Source organism: Sorangium sp. So ce448, assembly GCF_051520915.1.
GTDB classification, from domain to species: domain Bacteria; phylum Myxococcota_A; class Polyangia; order Polyangiales; family Polyangiaceae; genus Sorangium; species Sorangium cellulosum_B.
The window spans coordinates 10,605,012-10,622,103 of sequence record NZ_CP150343.1 but is presented as its reverse complement, the minus strand read 5'-3'; the positions used below and the strand labels follow the sequence as shown (position 1 = coordinate 10,622,103).

12 protein-coding genes are annotated in these 17,092 nt (G+C 72.9%); 8 read left to right on the top strand and 4 right to left on the bottom strand.

Annotated features, from left to right (window positions below; genetic code table 11):
* The first annotated feature begins 54 nt into the window (after positions 1-54).
* Positions 55-663, top strand: a complete 609-nt coding sequence (locus WMF45_RS40020) for a CPBP family intramembrane glutamic endopeptidase (protein ID WP_437711264.1) — start codon at positions 55-57, stop codon at positions 661-663.
* A 40-nt stretch (positions 664-703) separates the two neighbouring features.
* Here WMF45_RS40020 and WMF45_RS40015 read toward each other — a convergent pair whose 3' ends face one another.
* Positions 704-1,996 carry a response regulator gene (locus WMF45_RS40015; protein ID WP_437711262.1) on the bottom strand — a complete coding sequence of 431 codons (1,293 nt, stop codon included), beginning with the start codon at positions 1,994-1,996 and terminating at the stop codon, positions 704-706.
* A gap of 206 nt (positions 1,997-2,202) precedes the next feature.
* On the opposite strand from WMF45_RS40015, the gene mnmA reads away from it, so the two are divergent.
* The 7 genes from mnmA (at position 2,203) to ftsH (ending at position 11,383) form a co-directional block, all read left to right on the top strand.
* Entirely contained in the window at positions 2,203-3,360 is a 1,158-nt protein-coding gene (mnmA, locus tag WMF45_RS40010) for a tRNA 2-thiouridine(34) synthase MnmA (protein WP_437711260.1), read from the top strand.
* Entirely contained in the window at positions 3,357-4,010 is a 654-nt protein-coding gene (locus tag WMF45_RS40005; protein WP_437711258.1) for a hypothetical protein, read from the top strand. Before mnmA ends, WMF45_RS40005 begins: the two co-directional genes overlap by 4 nt.
* A 190-nt stretch (positions 4,011-4,200) precedes the next feature.
* A complete protein-coding gene (locus WMF45_RS40000; RefSeq protein ID WP_437711256.1) occupies positions 4,201-6,477 on the top strand; it encodes a protein kinase domain-containing protein in 2,277 nt (758 codons plus the stop codon).
* Entirely contained in the window at positions 6,474-7,880 is a 1,407-nt protein-coding gene (locus tag WMF45_RS39995; protein ID WP_437711254.1) for a class I SAM-dependent RNA methyltransferase, read from the top strand. Before WMF45_RS40000 ends, WMF45_RS39995 begins: the two co-directional genes overlap by 4 nt.
* Positions 7,881-8,038: 158 nt before the next feature.
* Entirely contained in the window at positions 8,039-8,275 is a 237-nt protein-coding gene (locus WMF45_RS39990; protein WP_437711252.1) for a hypothetical protein, read from the top strand.
* A complete protein-coding gene (gene tilS / locus WMF45_RS39985) occupies positions 8,272-9,273 on the top strand; it encodes a tRNA lysidine(34) synthetase TilS (protein WP_437711250.1) in 1,002 nt (333 codons plus the stop codon). Before WMF45_RS39990 ends, tilS begins: the two co-directional genes overlap by 4 nt.
* Before the next feature lie 163 nt (positions 9,274-9,436).
* Positions 9,437-11,383: an ATP-dependent zinc metalloprotease FtsH gene (gene ftsH / locus WMF45_RS39980; RefSeq protein ID WP_437711248.1), complete on the top strand. Its 1,947-nt coding sequence runs from the start codon at positions 9,437-9,439 to the stop codon at positions 11,381-11,383.
* A gap of 150 nt (positions 11,384-11,533) precedes the next feature.
* On the opposite strand, the gene WMF45_RS39975 is transcribed toward ftsH, so the two are convergent.
* From WMF45_RS39975 to WMF45_RS39965, 3 genes are all read right to left on the bottom strand, one after another.
* Positions 11,534-13,003, bottom strand: a complete 1,470-nt coding sequence (locus WMF45_RS39975; protein ID WP_437711246.1) for an alginate export family protein — start codon at positions 13,001-13,003, stop codon at positions 11,534-11,536.
* 228 nt (positions 13,004-13,231) lie between these two features.
* The gene (locus WMF45_RS39970; RefSeq protein ID WP_437711244.1) at positions 13,232-14,083 is read right to left on the bottom strand and encodes a hypothetical protein; all 852 of its coding nucleotides are present in this window, start codon (positions 14,081-14,083) and stop codon (positions 13,232-13,234) included.
* A complete protein-coding gene (locus WMF45_RS39965) occupies positions 14,074-17,019 on the bottom strand; it encodes a GYF domain-containing protein (RefSeq protein ID WP_437711242.1) in 2,946 nt (981 codons plus the stop codon). Before WMF45_RS39965 ends, WMF45_RS39970 begins: the two co-directional genes overlap by 10 nt.
* Positions 17,020-17,092 lie beyond the last annotated feature (73 nt).

Sequence of the window (17,092 nt, the reverse complement as noted above, 5' to 3'; positions counted from 1 at the left end):
GTCCTGACGGCGGGCGCGGCTTCACCGGCTTCTTTCGGCGTGCCATGATGGGACATGGCGTCGCGATGGGCGCGGACCGGTCGAACCGACGCGACGGTGCAGGCGGCGTCCGGCTATCTCTTCCTCGCGGCGCTGGCGATCTCGCTCAGCCTGGTGCTGCGGGATGGATGGCCGTGGATCCACCCGAGCCCGTGGCTCGCGCTGCCGCCGCTGGCCGCGCTGCTGATGAGCGCCGCGCTCGGCCTCACGCTGGCGGCCGGCGTCATCGTGACGACGCGCGTCGCCGTGGCCCGGTTCAGCTGGGCCCGGCGCCTGCACGCGGAGCTCCGCCCGGTCGCGCGCGATTTCTCGCTCGGCCAGATCCTGCTCCTCGCGGGCCTCTCGAGCCTGGGGGAGGAGCTGCTCTTCCGCGGGCTCCTGACGCCGCTCCTCGGCGTGCTGCCGAGCGCGATCCTCTTCGGTCTGATGCACCAGATGCGCGGTCCGAGCCGCTGGGTGTGGATCGGCTGGGCGGTGGGCGTGGGCGCGGGGCTCGGCGCCATCTTCGCGGCGACGGGGTCGCTCGTCGGGCCGGTCCTGGCGCACGCCGTCGTGAACGCGGTCAACCTGAGCTACCTGCGCGACCACGATCCGGGCGAGGTGGAGCAGCAGCCGACGCTCTAGATCGGCGCTTCCGTTTCCTCGCCGTCCCCGTTTCCTGCCGTCAGCGCTTCTTCGCGTCAGGGCGGGGGGGCCTGGCCGGCGCCGGTCTCGGGGGGATCGGGGTCGCACGCGGCGCGCCTTCGTGGCTTGCCGGCTGGGGCTCCGGGGGAGCGAGGGTCCCGCGGGAGAGCTCGCCCGTGTCCACGGCGCTCTGCCGCTCGCGCCCTGGCGAGGACGGTCGCGAGGGCGGCGTCAGGCTCCCGCTTCGCGGGAGCGTCGGAGGCTCACTCTCCGCCACGCGCATGCCGCGCTGGCTCGAGGGCTTCGCCGTCCTGCGGGCCAGCGAGGGCAGCGTCGGCGGCGCCGCCGGGGTCGCCAGCTCGAACTCGAAGTTCAGCTCGAGCGACGGCGGCCCATCGGAGATCGCCACGCCGGGGTCGGAGCCCTTCAGCGGCGCAGGGGTGGGCCCGCGGCGCAGGCGCTCCTCGGACACGACGCGCGACGACGGCGGCGCGACGTCGTCCAGAATGGACGACGGCCCGCCGAGCGCCGTCGTCGCGCTCCGGGGCTCCGGACGGCGTCGCGACGGCGGGAGCGGCAGCTCGACGCGGGCGCTCTCGTCCTCGAGCCGGGTCGCCTCGAGCAGGTATGCAGCGATGGATGTCCGCTCCGCGGGCAGGGGGCGGACGCCTGGCACGAACGCGAACCGTCCGACCTTCCAGCTGAGCATGGTGCGGAGCGCGGCGAGCGCCGAGGCGCGCGTGCCTCCAACGGTCCCCTCGACGATGCACCCTTCGGCGATGTCCAGCTGAGCCCGACGTTTCTTGCTGCTCACCTCGAACACGCCCGACCGCCGCTCCATCTCGAGGACCGTGAGGACGGTCGCGATGGACATCTGGCTGAGATCGCCCTCGATCGCGGTCTGATCGACGGAGGCCGGGATGGACATGAGGCTGTCCCGCCGCTGGCGCAGGCGTGACGCCATCTGCACGAGCGCCCCGATCTGCGCGACGACCTCGCCGACCCGGAACGGCTTGGTCATGTAGACGTCGGCGCCGACGTGGAACCCTTCGAGGCGGGCCTCCTGGTCGTCGAGCGCGGAGAGGAACAGGAACGGGGTGACCGATACCCGGGACGGCTGGGTGCGCACGTTGCGCGCGACCCAGTAGCCGTCGTGGTCGGGCAGGCCGATGTCACAGACGATGCACTCGGGCTCCAGGGTGCAGGCGGTGGAGAGCCCGGCCTCCGCGGTGGCGCAGAAGATGACCTCGTAACCTGCCTCCCGGATCGCGGTGGCGAGCAGGTCCGCGATGTACTCCTCGTCCTCGATCACGAGCACGACCCCGCTCGGCATCTGGCAGACGGTACACGCGCCCTGCGGGGGTGGCCAAGGGTGAATGGCGGAGAGCCAGCCTGATCATTCATTCGCCGGCGCGCCGCCGTCCCGGCTCCTCGCGCGAGCCCTCGCCGCAGCATCCCGCGCGAGCGCGCCGCGGCATCCCGTGCGGGTTCGCCCGCGGCGTCCGGCCGCGGCGAGGAATCCACGCTATAAGAACGGAAATGGCAACTCTGGTCCGAGAGGCCGACGATACGGCGCGGCCCGGCGAGCGGGCCTCGTCGGGGGCGCGCGTCTTCATCGCGATGAGCGGCGGAGTCGACTCGTCCGTCGCGGCGGCGCGCCTCTGCGACGCTGGATACGAGGTCGTCGGCGTGACGCTGCACCTCTGGGACTACCCCGACGACGGCAGCGTCAAGAGCCGCTGCTGCGCGCCCGAGGATCAGCATGACGCCCGCCGGGTCGCCGACCACCTCGGGATCCCGCATTACACGTTCGACCGCCGCGCCCTGTTCCGCGAGCACGTCGTCGATCCCTTCGTCGAGGCCTACCTCGCGGGGGAGACGCCGAGCCCGTGCGTGGCCTGCAACCGCTCGGTCAAGCTCCGGGAGCTGTTCCCGCTGGCGGAGCGGCTGGGGGTCTCGTGGGTCGCGACGGGCCACTATGCGCGGGTCGTCCTGGAGGAGGGCGGCGCTCGCCTCTACCGCGGCCGCGATCGGCACAAGGATCAGAGCTATTTCCTGCACATGCTCCGGTCGGACGAGCTGTCGCGGCTCCTCTTCCCGCTCGGCGACTCGACCAAGGAGGAGGTGCGCGCCGAGGCGATCGCCCGCGGGCTCCCGGGCGCCGAGAAGGGTGAGAGCCAGGAGCTCTGCTTCATCCCCTCCGGCCGTTACGCGCCGTTCGTGGCCGAGCGCGCCGCGGACAGGCTCCGGCCCGGCCCCATCGTCGATCGGGACGGCCGCGTGGTCGGGGCGCACGGCGGGGTGCACGGCTTCACGGTGGGCCAGCGCAAGGGCATCGGCGTCTCGCTCGGCCGGCCCGCGTTCGTCGTGGGCCTCGACCCCGCGTCCGGCGCGGTGCACCTCGGCGACGAGGGCGATCTGTACGCCGCGGGCGCCGAGATCGCCGACGCGGTGTGGTGCGACGACGCGGTCTTCCCCTTGGAGGCCGAGGTGCGGGTGCGCGCGCGGCACGAGGCGGCGCCTGGCATCATCGAGCGGCGCTGCGACCCCGCGACGGGCGTGGAGAGCTTCGTTGCGCGGTTCGCGAGCCCGGTGCGGTCCGTCTCTCCCGGACAGATGGCCGTGGTCTACCGGGGCGATCGCGTCCTCGGGGGAGGCCGCATCAAGGCGGCCCTTCGCTCGCAGGCGGCGTCATGAGGGCCCGCGCGCTCGCGCCCCTCGCCTGCGCGCTCTCGCTCGGGTGCTCGCTCGGGCAGGGGGAAGGCGAGGTCATCAGCGAACGGCTGCGCGCGGCCGGCTGCTGGGACGACAGCTACGACATGAGCCCGGACTTCTTCGCCGCGGTCCCCTACCGCTCCACGTTGCAGGTCCGGGTGCAGCGCGGGAGCGATCTGCAGGAGATCTCGGACGGGCTCGCGGTCCTGATCGATGACGTCGACCTCATCCGCGGGGACGGGACCGTGAACAAGCTCGACGTCGACCTGAGCGTGGGGCTCCCGCCCGGCGTCCAGCTGCCGGGCTCGCCTCCACCGACGCCGAAGCCGGAGGGGCTCGCGCCGCTCGTGCACATGGCGCTGTACCTCCAGCGGTCCTGCCACAACCAGAACATGGTGCTCTACGCCGTCGATGGGACCATCAAGTTCCAGGCGCTGTTCAGCGGTGATCCCAACGAGACGGACGCGGTCGACAAGTACACCGACGCGACGTTCGACGTCTGGGTCGGCGATCCGCGCGACGCAGGGCTCGGTCATCCGGCCGACGCCATCCCTCGGGAGCTCCTCTCGCGGGTCACCGGGGGGTTCCGCTTCTACTTCGAGCGGGGTCAACCTGGGCAACCGTTCCCCTGAGCCCGTCACGACTCCGTCCTGGGTTTCAGGTGGTGTCCTACCTGTCGGGACAGGCGCCTTCAGCGCCCGGGTGGATTGAAGCTGACCATCTGGAAGGTGTCCTGGCCGAGACGACATGGCAAAGCGCCGCGAACTCGCGGTAAAGTAGTGACCGCTCATGCCCCAACCCCCGCCTCGACCCGCATCGCGAATGGGCGGACCTCCAAGCCCCGGGTCGACCAATGCATCGCTTGAAGCGCGCGCGAAGGAGTCCGAGAAGCAGCAGGGGACCTACTTCCTGGGCCGTTACCGTGTGGTCGACGAGATCGGGGTGGGCGGAATGGCGAGCGTTCACCTGGCTCGCATGGATGGTCCGGGCGGCTTCCAGAAGTGGGTCGCGATCAAGCGGATCCACCCGCATCTGGTCGAGGACGATCAGTTCGTCGACATGTTCCTCGATGAGGCGCGCATCGCGGCTGGCATCAACCACGCCAACGTCGCGCAGGTCTTCGATCTCGGGAAGGACGACAACACCTACTGGATCGCCATGGAGTACCTCCACGGCGAGCCGCTCCGGGAGGTGATGCGCCGCGCGGAGGAGCGCCGGCTGCGCATCTCGCCCGAGCTCGCTGCGCGCATCTGCTCCGACGCAGCAGAGGGGCTTCACGCCGCTCACGAGCTGCGCGGAAAGAACGGCCAGCTGCTCGGCCTGGTGCACCGAGACGTCACGCCGCACAACCTGTTCCTCACCTACGACGGCTACACCAAGGTCGTGGATTTCGGGATCGCGAAGGTGGCCGACCGGCTGTCGTCCACCCGCGCGGGAACACTCAAAGGCAAGTTGGCCTACATGTCTCCCGAGCAGGTGCGCGGGAACGAGATCGATCGCACGACCGACGTGTTCGCGCTCGGGGTCGTCCTCTGGGAGCTCACGACGAACCAGCGCCTCTTCCGGATGGATACGGATCTCGACACGCTCGAGAAGGTGCAGGCCTGCGTGGTCCCGCCGCCGTCCACGATCGTGCCCGACTATCCGATCGAGCTGGAGAGCGTGGTCATGAAGGCGCTCGCCAAGCACAAGCAAGACCGCTTCCAGACCGCGCGTGAGTTCTCGCGAGCCCTGCAGAATTTCCTGATGAGGAGCGGGGTCTTCGTTGGCTCCGAAGAGGTCGCGCAGTTCGTGCAGCAGGTGTTCGTCGATCGCATCCAGAAGCGCGAGGCGCACCTCGCGTGGGCGGCCGAGGTGACGTCCACCATCAACGTCGAGCAGGTGCGCTCGCGCAGCTCGACGACGGCCACGGACAGCGTCGGGCTGCGCAGCCGCGGTCGAGAGCCTGAGCCGCAGCAGCGCCTCACGCCGCCGCAGATCCTGCGGCACAACGCTCCGCCGGCGAGCGGGATCGCGCCGGTCGGGCGCCCGGCGTCGAGGGACGCGGACGACCGGCAGATGGTCGCCTCCTCGCTGATGGATGACGATGAGGATGTCCCGACGACGGTCGCGACGCGCGAGCAAGCCGAGCCGGTGCGCCCCCTTCCTCATGAGGAGCGCCCGATGATGCGCCCGGCGGCCGGCATGGTGCCCGAGCCGGCGCCAGCGCAGCCTCGCCAGGCCGGCGTCCAGTCCGGCATTGCCACCGTGCGTCCTGGCATGCCGACGGCGCGCCCCGGCTTTTCGCCGGCGTACCCGGGCCCACCGCGCGTACCCGGCGGCCACGATCCTGCTCCGCCTCCGCTCTCCTCGAGCCCGTACCCTCCGCGCGACTTCGACCCAGGCGAGCTCGCGCCCCTCCCCAAGGGCGGCCTCCTGGACAGCGATCTGGGCAACCCGCTCGCTTCGACGCTCGCGCTCCCGTCGCAGGATCCACCGCCGGTTCTGCAGGGCGCGAGCGAGCCTGCGCGTCACGCGCGGATGACAAGGACCCCGGCCGTCGCCGCGCCGTCGCCGGCGCACGCTGCAGTCCCGTACGCGCTCCCCTTCAATGGCCAGGGCCATGCAGCAGGCCATGCGCCCCCTGTCAGCTCGCCGGTGCAGGCGGCCCAGGCGCCGATGACCGTGGGGCAGGCCCAGCTGTTCGCGTCCGCGGCGACAGCGCATCCTCCACAGTCGCAGATCGAGACCGCGCTCTCCCTGCCGCGCCCGGATCCGGCGGCCATCTGGGCCGCCACGCAGGACGCGGCGTCCAAGGGGAACGGCAGGAACACGCTCGTGCTCGTCGCCGTCATCACCCTCACCGTGCTGTGCGTGCTCGGTATCGGCGCGCTGATCTACATGAAGACGAGCGTCGCGCAGCCCTCGCCCTCCGGGGGCGTGGACGCTGTCCCTGCGTCGCCCGCCTCGACGGACGCGAGCACCACGGGCCAGTCGAGCTCCTCCGTGCCGGGGAGCTCCGCGGGGGCCTTTCACGCGCTCTCTCTCGCTCTCCGCGACCGAGCGTCCGTCGTCCACCCCGGCCGGATCGGCCTGCAGCGCCTTACGATGAAGGGATGAAGTCTGTCCACCGCCGCTCGAACGGTGCCAGGGCGCGGCACCGCCCCGGCGAGCGAGCTCAGCTGCGTATCGAGGCGCTGGCCGCCGGAGGCGCGGGGGTCGGTCGGCTCGCGGGCGAGGTCGTCTTCGTCCCTGGGACCGCGCCGGGTGATCGTGTCGAGGTCGAGCTCGACAGGAGCTCACGCCCGGCGAGGGGCAGGCTCCTCGGTGTCGTCGAGCCGAGCGCCGACCGCGTCGCTCCGCCGTGCCGCTTCGCTGACGCCTGCGGCGGCTGCGACTGGATGCACGTCCGTATCGAGGCGCAGCAGGCCGCGCACGAGCAGATCGTCCGGCACGCCATCGCGCGGGCGACGTCGCTCGCCGAGGCCGATCTGCCGCCGATCCGCGTCCATCCGGCCCCCCTGCCGCTCGGCTACCGGTCGCGGGCGAGGTTGTTCGCGCGCGCGGAGCGCGGCGAGGTGCGCGTGGGGTATCGCGCGCCGAGGACACACGCGGTGGCGGCGGTCGATCGCTGCGTGGTGCTTGTCGACGCGATCGCGCCGCTCGCCGGCGAGCTGCCCGGCGTCCTCCATGGGGCCGCGGGGGAGGGCGATGTCCTGATCTCGCTGGGCGCCTCGAGCCGCCCGGTGGTCGAGATCCTGTGGCGTGGGCAGCTGCCGCCGGCCGTGTGGCAGCGGCTGGACGAGCGCACGGCGCGCGGGGAGTGGGCCGGCGCCCGCGTCACGCTCGACGGCGCGCGCGAGGCCGCGTCGTTCGGCGATCCGCGGCCCGCGATCCTGGGAGCGGACGGCCTGCCGCTGTTCCTCGCGCCGGGCGGGTTCGGGCAGCCGTCCGAGGAGGGGGCAGCCGTCCTCGCCCGCCGCGCCGCCGAGCTTGCCCACCTCGACTCCACCCGGCCGCCGCACGTCCTGGAGCTGTTCGCCGGGAGCGGGACGCTCTCCGTGCTGCTCGCCCGCGGCGCGCTGCGACCCTCCCCGGCCGCCGAGGCCGCCGAGGCCGCCGAGGCCGCGGCCTCGGGCCCTCCGGGGCCCGCGTCCTTCACGGCCGTCGAGCTCTCGTCCGCAGCGGTCGCCTGCTTGCGGCAGAACCTCGCCGCTCGGGGCCTCGCCGGCAAGGCGATCGAGGCGGACGCCGATCAGTACCCGATCCCGGCGCGCACCGACGTCGTGGTGCTGGATCCGCCGCGCAGCGGGGCTCCCGGCGCGGCGCGCGCGATCGCCGCCTCGAGCGCGCGCGTGGTCGTCTACGTCTCCTGCGATCCGGCCACCCTCGCGCGCGATCTCGGCGGGATCCTCCGCGGCGGCTTCGAGATCACGGACATCGAGGCGGTCGAGCTCTTTCCCCAGACGAGCCATATCGAGTCGATCGTGCGGCTCTCCCGCGCCCGCAAATCTGTGCGCTGACGCGCGCTGACGCGCGCTGACGCGCGCTGACGCGCGCTGATCCGCGCGGGCATGCCGGCCTGCTCGCTGTGCCGAGCGCTGCTCCGCCGAGCTCGGCCGGAGGGCCACGCGCGGCCGCGTGGCGCCGTCGCCCGGCGGCTTGCGCTACGCTGCCAGGGATGATTCACCACCTCGACGATCGACTCCGCGAAGAGGCGCGGCGCTATCGTCTCGTGTTCGCCTGCCCCGATTGCGCCTCGTTCGATCCGGTGGTCCCCGATCCCGACGAGGCGGGCGCCGGGTCGCCTGGCCGCGGGCCTCGTTGCTCTCTTGGCTACCCGGTCGCGCCGCACGTGAGCACCTCGCTCGAGGATCGCGACGAGATCATCTTCTGCAAAGCGTTCGAGCTGCGATGAGCCCTCCTGCTGGACCTCCCCCTCCGCCCAGGCGGGGTCGGTCGCACCCCCCGTCGCTGATCCGCCTCGCCGAGCGGCTGATCCGGGACGAGCGGCTGTTCGCTCGCGGCGACGTCGTGCTCTGCGCCTGCTCCGGAGGCCCCGATTCGACCGCCCTGCTGCACGTCCTTTCACTGCTCCGGCGGCGGATCGGCCACGAGGTGGTCGCGCACGGCGTCGACCACGGCCTCCGCGCCGCGGCCGCGGCCGAGCTCGCGATCGCGCGCGACCTGTCCGAGCAGCTCGGGGTCCCTTACGCCGAGACCCGCGTGGACGTGGCGCCCGGCGCGAACCTCCAGGCCAGGGCGCGCGCCGCCCGGTTTGCCGCGCTGGCGGCCGCCGCGGCGGCGCACGGCGCCCGCGCGATAGCGACCGGCCATACCGCGGACGACCGGGCCGAGACGGTGCTCCTGCGCCTGCTGCGGGGCGCGGGGCCGCGTGGGCTCGCCGTCCTGCCGCCGCGCGCCCCGCTATCACCTGGCATCGCCGGCGCGGCGTGCGGCGGCCTGGAGCCGGGCTCGGCGGCGAGCATCGAGCTCATCCGCCCCTTGCTCCAGGCCCGCCGCGCCGACGTCCTGGCCCACCTCGGCCGACATCGACTGGCGTTCGCCGAGGATCCCAGCAACCGGGATCCCCGTTTCACCCGCGTTCGCGTCCGCCGCGAGCTCCTCCCGCTCCTCGAGGACCTGTCGCCGGCGATCGTCGAGCACCTCTGCGCGCTCTCGGACATGCTCGTCGCCGGGCGAGATCGGCCGCCTGGCGGTGATCCAGACGTCCTCGACGGCAGCGAGCCGCTGTCGATTCCGCTCGGTCGGGCGCAGCGATTCGCGATCGAGCGGGCTCGCAAGCTGGGGCGGCCGCTGCGCGTCCGGGTTCGCGGCGGCGAAGAGATCGCCGTGGGCTTTCCAGAGGAGTCCAGCGTGCTTATCGAGGATGGGTCTGCGCGTCGCGGGACCTGACCGCATGCACCCCACCCGCGGCCCCTGTCGAGCCCCCTTTTTTCGCCGTGTGACCACGGTGGAGACCCACGGTCGACGACCGAGCTGACGGGTGGCATGCTGACTGGAACACGCGTACAATTTCAGTACACGCCGGCTCGCCGCGCGAGCTTAGAGGGTCCTCGTGAAGCAATCGCACAAGACGCTGCTGCTCTGGGTTCTGCTGATCATGATGTTCTTGGCGATCTGGCAGTTCTTGAGCCCGGATTCCCGGCCCGCCACACAAGTCGCGTTCAGCGAGTTCATGGCCCAGGTCCAGGTCGAGGCCAAGGACAAGGATCCGCACGTCGAGTCGGTCACGATCAAGGACCGCGAGTACACCTTCTGGGTCAAGGACCCGAAGAGCGGGACGAAGACGAAGAAGGTCACGATCGGGCCTGACAACGCCGACGAGATCACGAAGACGATCGTCGACAACAAGGTCGCGGTGTTCTTCGAGAAGGAAGAGACGTCGCCGTTCTGGCCGGGGGCGATCATGTACCTCCTGCCGACGGTCTTCCTGCTCGTGATGTTCTATCTGTTCATGCGCCAGCTCCAGGCCGGCGGCGGCAAGGCGATGAGCTTCGGCAAGTCGCGCGCCCGGCTGCTCAGCGAGGCGCAGAACAAGGTGACGTTCGCCGACGTCGCGGGCATCGACGAGGCGAAGGACGAGCTCGAGGAGATCATCGCGTTTCTCAAGGACCCGAAGAAGTTCCAGAAGCTCGGCGGCCGGATCCCGAAGGGCGTCCTGATGATGGGCCCCCCCGGGACGGGCAAGACGCTGCTCGCGCGCGCGATCGCCGGCGAGGCGGGTGTGCCGTTCTTCTCCATCTCCGGCTCGGATTTCGTCGAGATGTTCGTCGGCGTCGGCGCGAGCCGGGTGCGCGACCTGTTCGAGCAGGGCAAGAAGCACGCGCCGTGCATCATCTTCATCGATGAGATCGACGCGGTCGGCCGTCACCGCGGCGCGGGGCTCGGCGGCGGTCATGATGAGCGCGAGCAGACGTTGAATCAGCTGCTCGTCGAGATGGACGGCTTCGAGTCGAACGAGGGCGTGATCATCGTCGCCGCGACGAACCGCCCCGACGTCCTCGACCCTGCCATCCTGCGACCTGGCCGCTTCGACCGGCGCATCGTCGTGAACCGCCCCGACGTGCGTGGCCGCGAGGGCATCCTCCGGGTCCACACGAAGAAGGTCCCGCTCGGTCCGGACGTCGACATGGAGATCCTGGCGCGGGGCACGCCCGGGTTCGTCGGCGCCGACATCGAGAACCTGGTCAACGAGGCGGCCCTGCTCGCGGCGCGTCAGGACAAGGACGTCGTCTCGATGGTCGACTTCGAGATGGCCAAGGACAAGGTGCTGATGGGCGCCGAGCGCCGCAGCATGGTCATCAGCGACGAGGAGAAGCGGACCACGGCCTACCACGAGGCCGGGCACGCGCTCGTCGCGAAGCTCCTGGAGAAGTTCTCGGATCCGGTCCACAAGGTGACGATCATCCCGCGCGGCCCGGCGCTCGGCCTCACGCAGCAGCTGCCGAAAGAGGACCGGCTCAGCATGTCGCGCGACTTCGCCAAGGCGCGGCTGTCGGTGCTGATGGGCGGCCGCGTGGCGGAGGAGATCGTGTTCGGCCAGTTCACGACGGGCGCGGGCAACGACATCAAGCAGGCGTCCAACCTCGCGCGGCGCATGGTGACCGAGTTCGGCATGAGCGACGTGATCGGGCCGATCTCGTACGGCGCGGACGAGGAGAGCGTGTTCCTCGGGCGCGATTTCACGAGCCGGCGCCGCGACTACTCGGAGACGATCGCCAACCAGATCGACGACGAGGTGCGGCGGTTCATCCTCGACGCCCACGCCGAGGCGCGGCAGCTCCTCACGGACAACCGCGAGATCCTCGAGCGGCTCGCCACGGCGCTCCTCGAGCGCGAGACGCTGGACGCCGAGGAGGTCGACGCCATCGTCGGGGGCCGCGAGCTGCCGCAGCGCCAGCGCGTCGTGATCCCGAGCTACAGCGATCGGGATCGCGCCGCCAAGGAGAAGCGCCGCGCGGCCAGCATCTTCGGCACCCCGAAGCCCGCCCCGAGCACCTGATCACGAAGCGCGCGGGGCGGCGCCCGATGCCTCGGGCGGCCCCCCGCGTACCTGCGGCGCCACGCGGGACGCCGCGGCGCCTCGAGCCTCCTCGATTCACTTCCCCAGCAGAAAAGCGGCGCGCGCAGCAGGCGCGCTCCCGGGATCGCCTCAGGGGGCGGTCAGCGTTGCCTGCAGGAACGCCCACTGCTGCAGATCCGCCGGGCGGCCGTCGTCGTGCGCGCGGTTCGCCTTCGTGAAGATCGCCTGGGCGCCGTCACCGAAGATGAACAGGCCATAGCCGAGCGCGAGGCGCAGCGACTCCCATGGCTGCAAGGCGAGCGAGACGTCGATCTCGTGGCCCAGCGTCCGGCTCTCGTTGTCGCTGGCGGCGCCGACCGGGAGGAGGCGCGCTGTCACCCACCTGCCTGTCGGAGAGGCGAGGCCGACAAACGTGTATCCGGCGGAGACGGTCAGCGGGTCGAAGGGTGAGGCGCGGACGCTTCCGCCCCCCTCGATCACGTTGGACCACGCGTAGAGCCCCATGGGGCCGTGGTTGTTCTGTGCGTCGGGCAGGATCGGATCGAAGCGGCGCTGCGTCTCGCCCACCGCGAGCGCGCCATCGTCGCCCGTCGCGTAAGCGCCGCGGGCGCTGAAGGTGAGGTGGGCGGGGAGCGCTGTCTCGAGCTCTGCCCGCGCTGCGGCCGCGAACGCGCCGAGAGCGCGGTCGGCCGCGAACGTGGCCACACGACCGAGCTCGTACGCCCCCTCGATCGCGTAGCGAAAGCCCCGGCGGTCGCCGGAGAGGCGCGCGTCGAGGACGACGGTGTCGCCGGGCGTGAGCCAGGTCGGGCGCGGCTCCCGGGTGATGCGCGCGAGCGCCGTGGCCTCGAGGTGGAGCAGGGGAGCGAACCGCCAGATCGCGTTCAGGCCGTAGAGCTGGGCCCCTGTCCCGGCGGCGATGGGCTTGCGCGTCCCCGCCACCTCGGGCGGAGCGCCTCCCGGCGCGGCGAGGAGCACGGCCATCGCCTCGAGGTCGACGTTGCCGAGCTGCAGCCCTGCGCGCACCGCATCGAGCGAGTGCCCGGTGAGCGTCTCGTCGTCCGCTCCGACGAGGCGGCCATCCCCCCACGCGATCCGCTGCCGGCCCAGCCGGATGAAGGCGCGGCGTCCCGAGCGCGTGCGCAGATCGATGTACGCCTCGTACGGCGCCGTCTCCGGGAGGGCCGGCTCGCCCGGCCCGACGAAGATCGCGTCGTCGTTCCCCCAGAGCCGCGCGTCCTGCAGCGTGACGACGCCCGTGACGGGGCCGCGCTCGACGGTCAGCCCGAGGCGCGCGCGCTGGGCGAAGAACCACTGCGTCTTGACGACGTTGCCCGTGTCGCTGAGCGGCGGCAGCGCGCCTCCGAAGCCCTCGGCCAGCACCGCGTTCGAGCTGTAGACGTCGCCGCCCGTGTCGACCGGGTACCGGCGGAACTCTCCGCGGAGCCGGAGCTCCACCGAGGGGCGGAACGTGAACCCGCCGACGGCCAAGCCCTCCGACTGCGGCGACGCCTGCGCCGCCGCCCTCCTGGGCGCGAACGTGAGCGCGAGGAGCGCCGATCCCAGAGCGATGGAGGCGAACGGCAGGGATCGGATCATCAGCGAGGAGGGCCGGAGCGCGGGGGCGTCGAACTGCAGATGTGCGGCCAGGACCGCGGCGTTCAGGCGGGCCGCGCTCCTGGATCGCTCGCGCGAGGATAGGCGTCCCGATGCGCGTCGGACAAGTGGGGAAGCGGCTCCGCTCCTCCCCGACGGCCCCGGCGTCCGGCGGGGACAGCTGGCGCGCCGCGCGCCATGTGGCGTGCGCCATGCGCCGTTCAGATGACGTCAGGGATCGAAATCGTCCTCGCCGTGCGACGTCGGTGGCTTCGGCGGCTTCGGGGGGGCGGCCCCCGTGCTGCTCCCGCGCCGCGGCGGCGCCTTCACGCTCGCGGCGGGCTGCCTCGTCGGCGGTCGGCTCGCCGCGCCCCGCCGCGCCGGAGCGTCGCCCGAATCGACGGCGAGCACCAGATCGAGCGCGAGCTTCGACGCCCTGCCGGCGTGTCGATCCGCGACCGCGCCCGCCTCCGCGATCACGCGCTCGGCCGCCTCGAGCTCGTGCTTCACCTCGCGACGCTGCGGATCGTCCGCGAGCGCCTCTGCCCATGCGGCCGAGAGCGACGCCCGCTTCTTCTCGAGCTCCGCGGCGCGGCTGGACAGCTCGCCGAGCTGCTTCGACGTCGCGAGGGAGCTCTTCAAGGACGCCTCGAACGCCGCGATGGTGTCCCTGTCCTCCGCGTCCAGCGAGCGCCCGCCACGGGCGTTCACGATCCGCGCCTCTGGCACGAGCTCGACCTGGAGCAGCACGCCCGCCGCGCGGAGCTCCGCCGCGCGTACGCGCGCCGCTTCGAGCGTCGCCTTGCTGTCCGATTTCGGATCGAGCCCCAGCGCGCGCGACAGTTCTCCCCGCGCTGCGTTCGAGAGCTCCTCGGCCCTCAGCGACTCGTCGCGGAGCGCCCGGGTGGCCTCGAAGAACTCGTCGTAGGGCTGCTTGCCCGTGCGCAGGGCCTGTCCCTGATCGAGCAGCGAGACCTGCGCGGCGCACGCGCCGAGCAAGGGGGCGTGCGGCGCGATCAGCAGCAGCGCGAGCGCCGCCGCGCGGAGCCGGCTCGCGCGGTCCGGCGGCCTCGTCACCCACATTGGAGGATGACCCCCCAGAGCTCGTAGCTCGCGGCAGGCTTCGAGAGGAACACCACGCCCACGTAACCCGAGCGCGATACGCCGAGCACGCCTTGCCCGAAGTTCCCGGCCGGCGGCGAGAGCGCGATCGGATCCCCGATGGGGGAGAAGTTGGCGGCCAGGGTCTGCGCGCGCATGGCGCGGCTCCCCGGAGGGCCCTCGGTCCACACGAGGAGCCAGCGTCCATCGCCGAGCCCCGCGATGTCCGGCGCGAAGGCGTCTCCCCCGGGGCCGCCGGAAGGGAGCGGGATCACCTGGGTCGACCTGGGGATGGACCCCGGAGCGGCCTGCCCGGCGCGGATCTCCCATCGTCCATCCGTTGGCCGATCGGCAAAGACGACGGCGAGCGCGCGCTCGTTCCATCCGAGCGACGGCTTGCCGATCGAGCCTCCGGAGCCGGTCACCCGGGTGAGCTCGCCGATGGGCTTGCGCTCGGCGTCGAGCCAGCCTGCCCACACGGCCTTCTCGCGGCGGAACGCGACGGCGTAGCCGTCGGCGCCGGCCGCGAGCGCGCGCGGCGCCTCGAGCGGCTCATCCCCTTGCACCGGCCAGAGCGGGGAGGGGGCGGCGTCGGGAGCATCGGCCGCCACCAGAGCGCCGTCCGCAAGACCGACGACGAACGACCTCGGCCCCGGCACGCTGACGGGAGAGCGGATGGCCTGCTGCGCTGCCGTGAGCACGGTGAAGCGCTCCTCGACCGGCGAGATGCTCACGATGTCGGAGGCCTCTCGGTTCGAGAACCGCTCGCTCCGCTCCCCGGTCGCGGGATCGATCTCGAGGCCGACGGCCTCCATGGCGCTCTTCGCGTACCCCACCACGAGCTTGCCGCCCTTCGTCGCCGTGACCTCGAAGGGGATGCTCTTCGCAACGAGCGGCGCCCATGGCTGGGGCTGACGCGCCACCCAGCAAGGCTTCGGCGGGACGGGGATCGCCGAGCGCGCGGCGTCCTGCGCTGCGCCGAGCGTCGTGCGCGCCGTCCCGACCGGCGACTGGTGCGCGGTCGTGACGGAGCGGCGGCCCGCAAAGAAGGCGACGACGCTCATGAGCACCGCCGCCCCGCAGAGGCCGATGAGCGACGAGACCGGCACGGTCACCGCTGCAGAGAGCCCCTTGCCGTCGCCGCGTCGCGCCGCGAGCGCGCGCGGGTTGAGCGCTGACGGGCCGTTGCCTGATCCGGGGACAGAGCCCCGATCCGATCGCTGGCCCGAGGCCTGGAGCGCGTCGGCAGCCGTCGCGCTGCGCTGCGGGTTCGGCAGCCCCGGCAGCCCCGGCCACGAGCGCATCGCCGGGTGCCCCTGCGATGCGCTCGATCCGACGCCGACCGACGGGATCGTCGCGTACTCGCGGCGCCCCATCGGCGCCTCGGCGGCCAGAGGAGAGCGCTTCGTCTCGCTGGGCACGGGCGGCGTGGGGAGCTCCGGGCTCTCGCGGCGCAGCACCGTGGTGGAGGGCTCCGGGGCGTCGCCGCGATCGCGGCTCGCCGCGGGATCGCGGCCGTCGGCGGCCGGCGTGTCCTCGGCGCTGCGGGGCGAGGGACCGTCGGTGGACGTCGCTGGGCTCGCAGGGCGAGAGCCAGGCGACGCCATCGCCGTGGGGGTGGCGCCCGTGACAGGCGCAGCTTCGGCCGGGGGGGCCGACGCAGCGAGGGGCAAGGTCGGCGTCGTCAGCGGGGCTGACGGCGCGGGGGGCGCCGCCATCAGGGGCGTGGCGCGGGGCGCGTCCGCGGGGGGGCGCGGCGGCGGCGCGGGGAGCGCTCCGAGACGGACGAGGGCCTTTGCGCCGGCCGCCGTCTGATCCGACGCGTCAGGCGCGCGCGTGCCTGCAGGCCGCTTCGCGGCGACCGCGGGGAACCGGACCGGAACTGGAGGTGGCGGCACGGAACGCTTCCCCGTGAGCGCGGGGCGCTTCGTGGCGCGGCCGGGGCTCGACGGCGCCGGTGGCCTCGCCGAAAGAGGCTTGCCGGCGGCCTGATCCGCGCCGGTCGTCGCACCGCCGCGCCCATCGTTCTGCGGTGCAGCGCCCGCCGGCGCCGCGTCGCGATCGACGGGGAGAGGCGGCGGCCGGGGTGGTCTCGCCTCCGCGCGCGACGTCGTACCGCCCGCGGCTCTCGGCGCTGTTCCCGGGCTGCTGGGCGCGGCCGCGCCCGCCGCGCGCCTCGGCGGCGCCGGCTCGTCGCCGTCCGTCGTCGCGCCGGCGCCTCCCGCGGCGCTGCCTGCGTCTGCGGGGCGCTGACCCCCGGAGGTCTCCTCGGGTTCCTCCGCCCCCGAGGGGAGCTTCGGCGCGCGCGGGATCTCGGTCGGTCCCTGGTCGCCGGACGAGGGGCCGTCGTAACGGGGGAGCTGGGTGATCGCGCGGGCGACCCCCGCATCGAACGTTCCGCCCGCGGCTGGCACGACGATCGGCGCGTTCTGTCCGCTGGCCGGCGCGTCTGCCGGCGCCTCGACGCCCGTGAGCGTCGCCATGGACTCTCGCTTGCGCGGCGGCAGGGGAGGCGGCTTCGGTCGCGTTGTCGCCCGGCTCGCGTGCGGCGCCGCGGGCCTCCGCCCGTTCGAGGACCTCTCCGCGGGCGCCGGGCCGACGGGCTGCCCGCTGCGGGCGGGCGCCGCACCCAGATCCTCGATGAGCTCGAGCTCCAGCGCCGCGCCGTCCTCGCGAGCGGCCTCTTCCACCCCGGCGGCCGGCCCCTCGGGCGCAGCGGTGCGCGCCTCGGGCTTGCGCCGGAGCTGGGCGGCGTCGGCGAGCTCCGGCTGCCTGGACGCGGGCGCCCAGGCGTCCATGCCCCTGCGCCAGACGAGCGTGGAGCCTGGAATGATCCCGGCAGCCAGCGCGCTGCGCAGCTCGGCGGTGCCCAGGCTCCGCTGGACGCCACGCTCATCCGTCCATCTCCACGCGCTCAACGGGGGCCCCTCCGCCAGCTGGTAGAGCGCCGGAATTTCAGGACGTGAACCACGATGATCGCGATCGTACCGC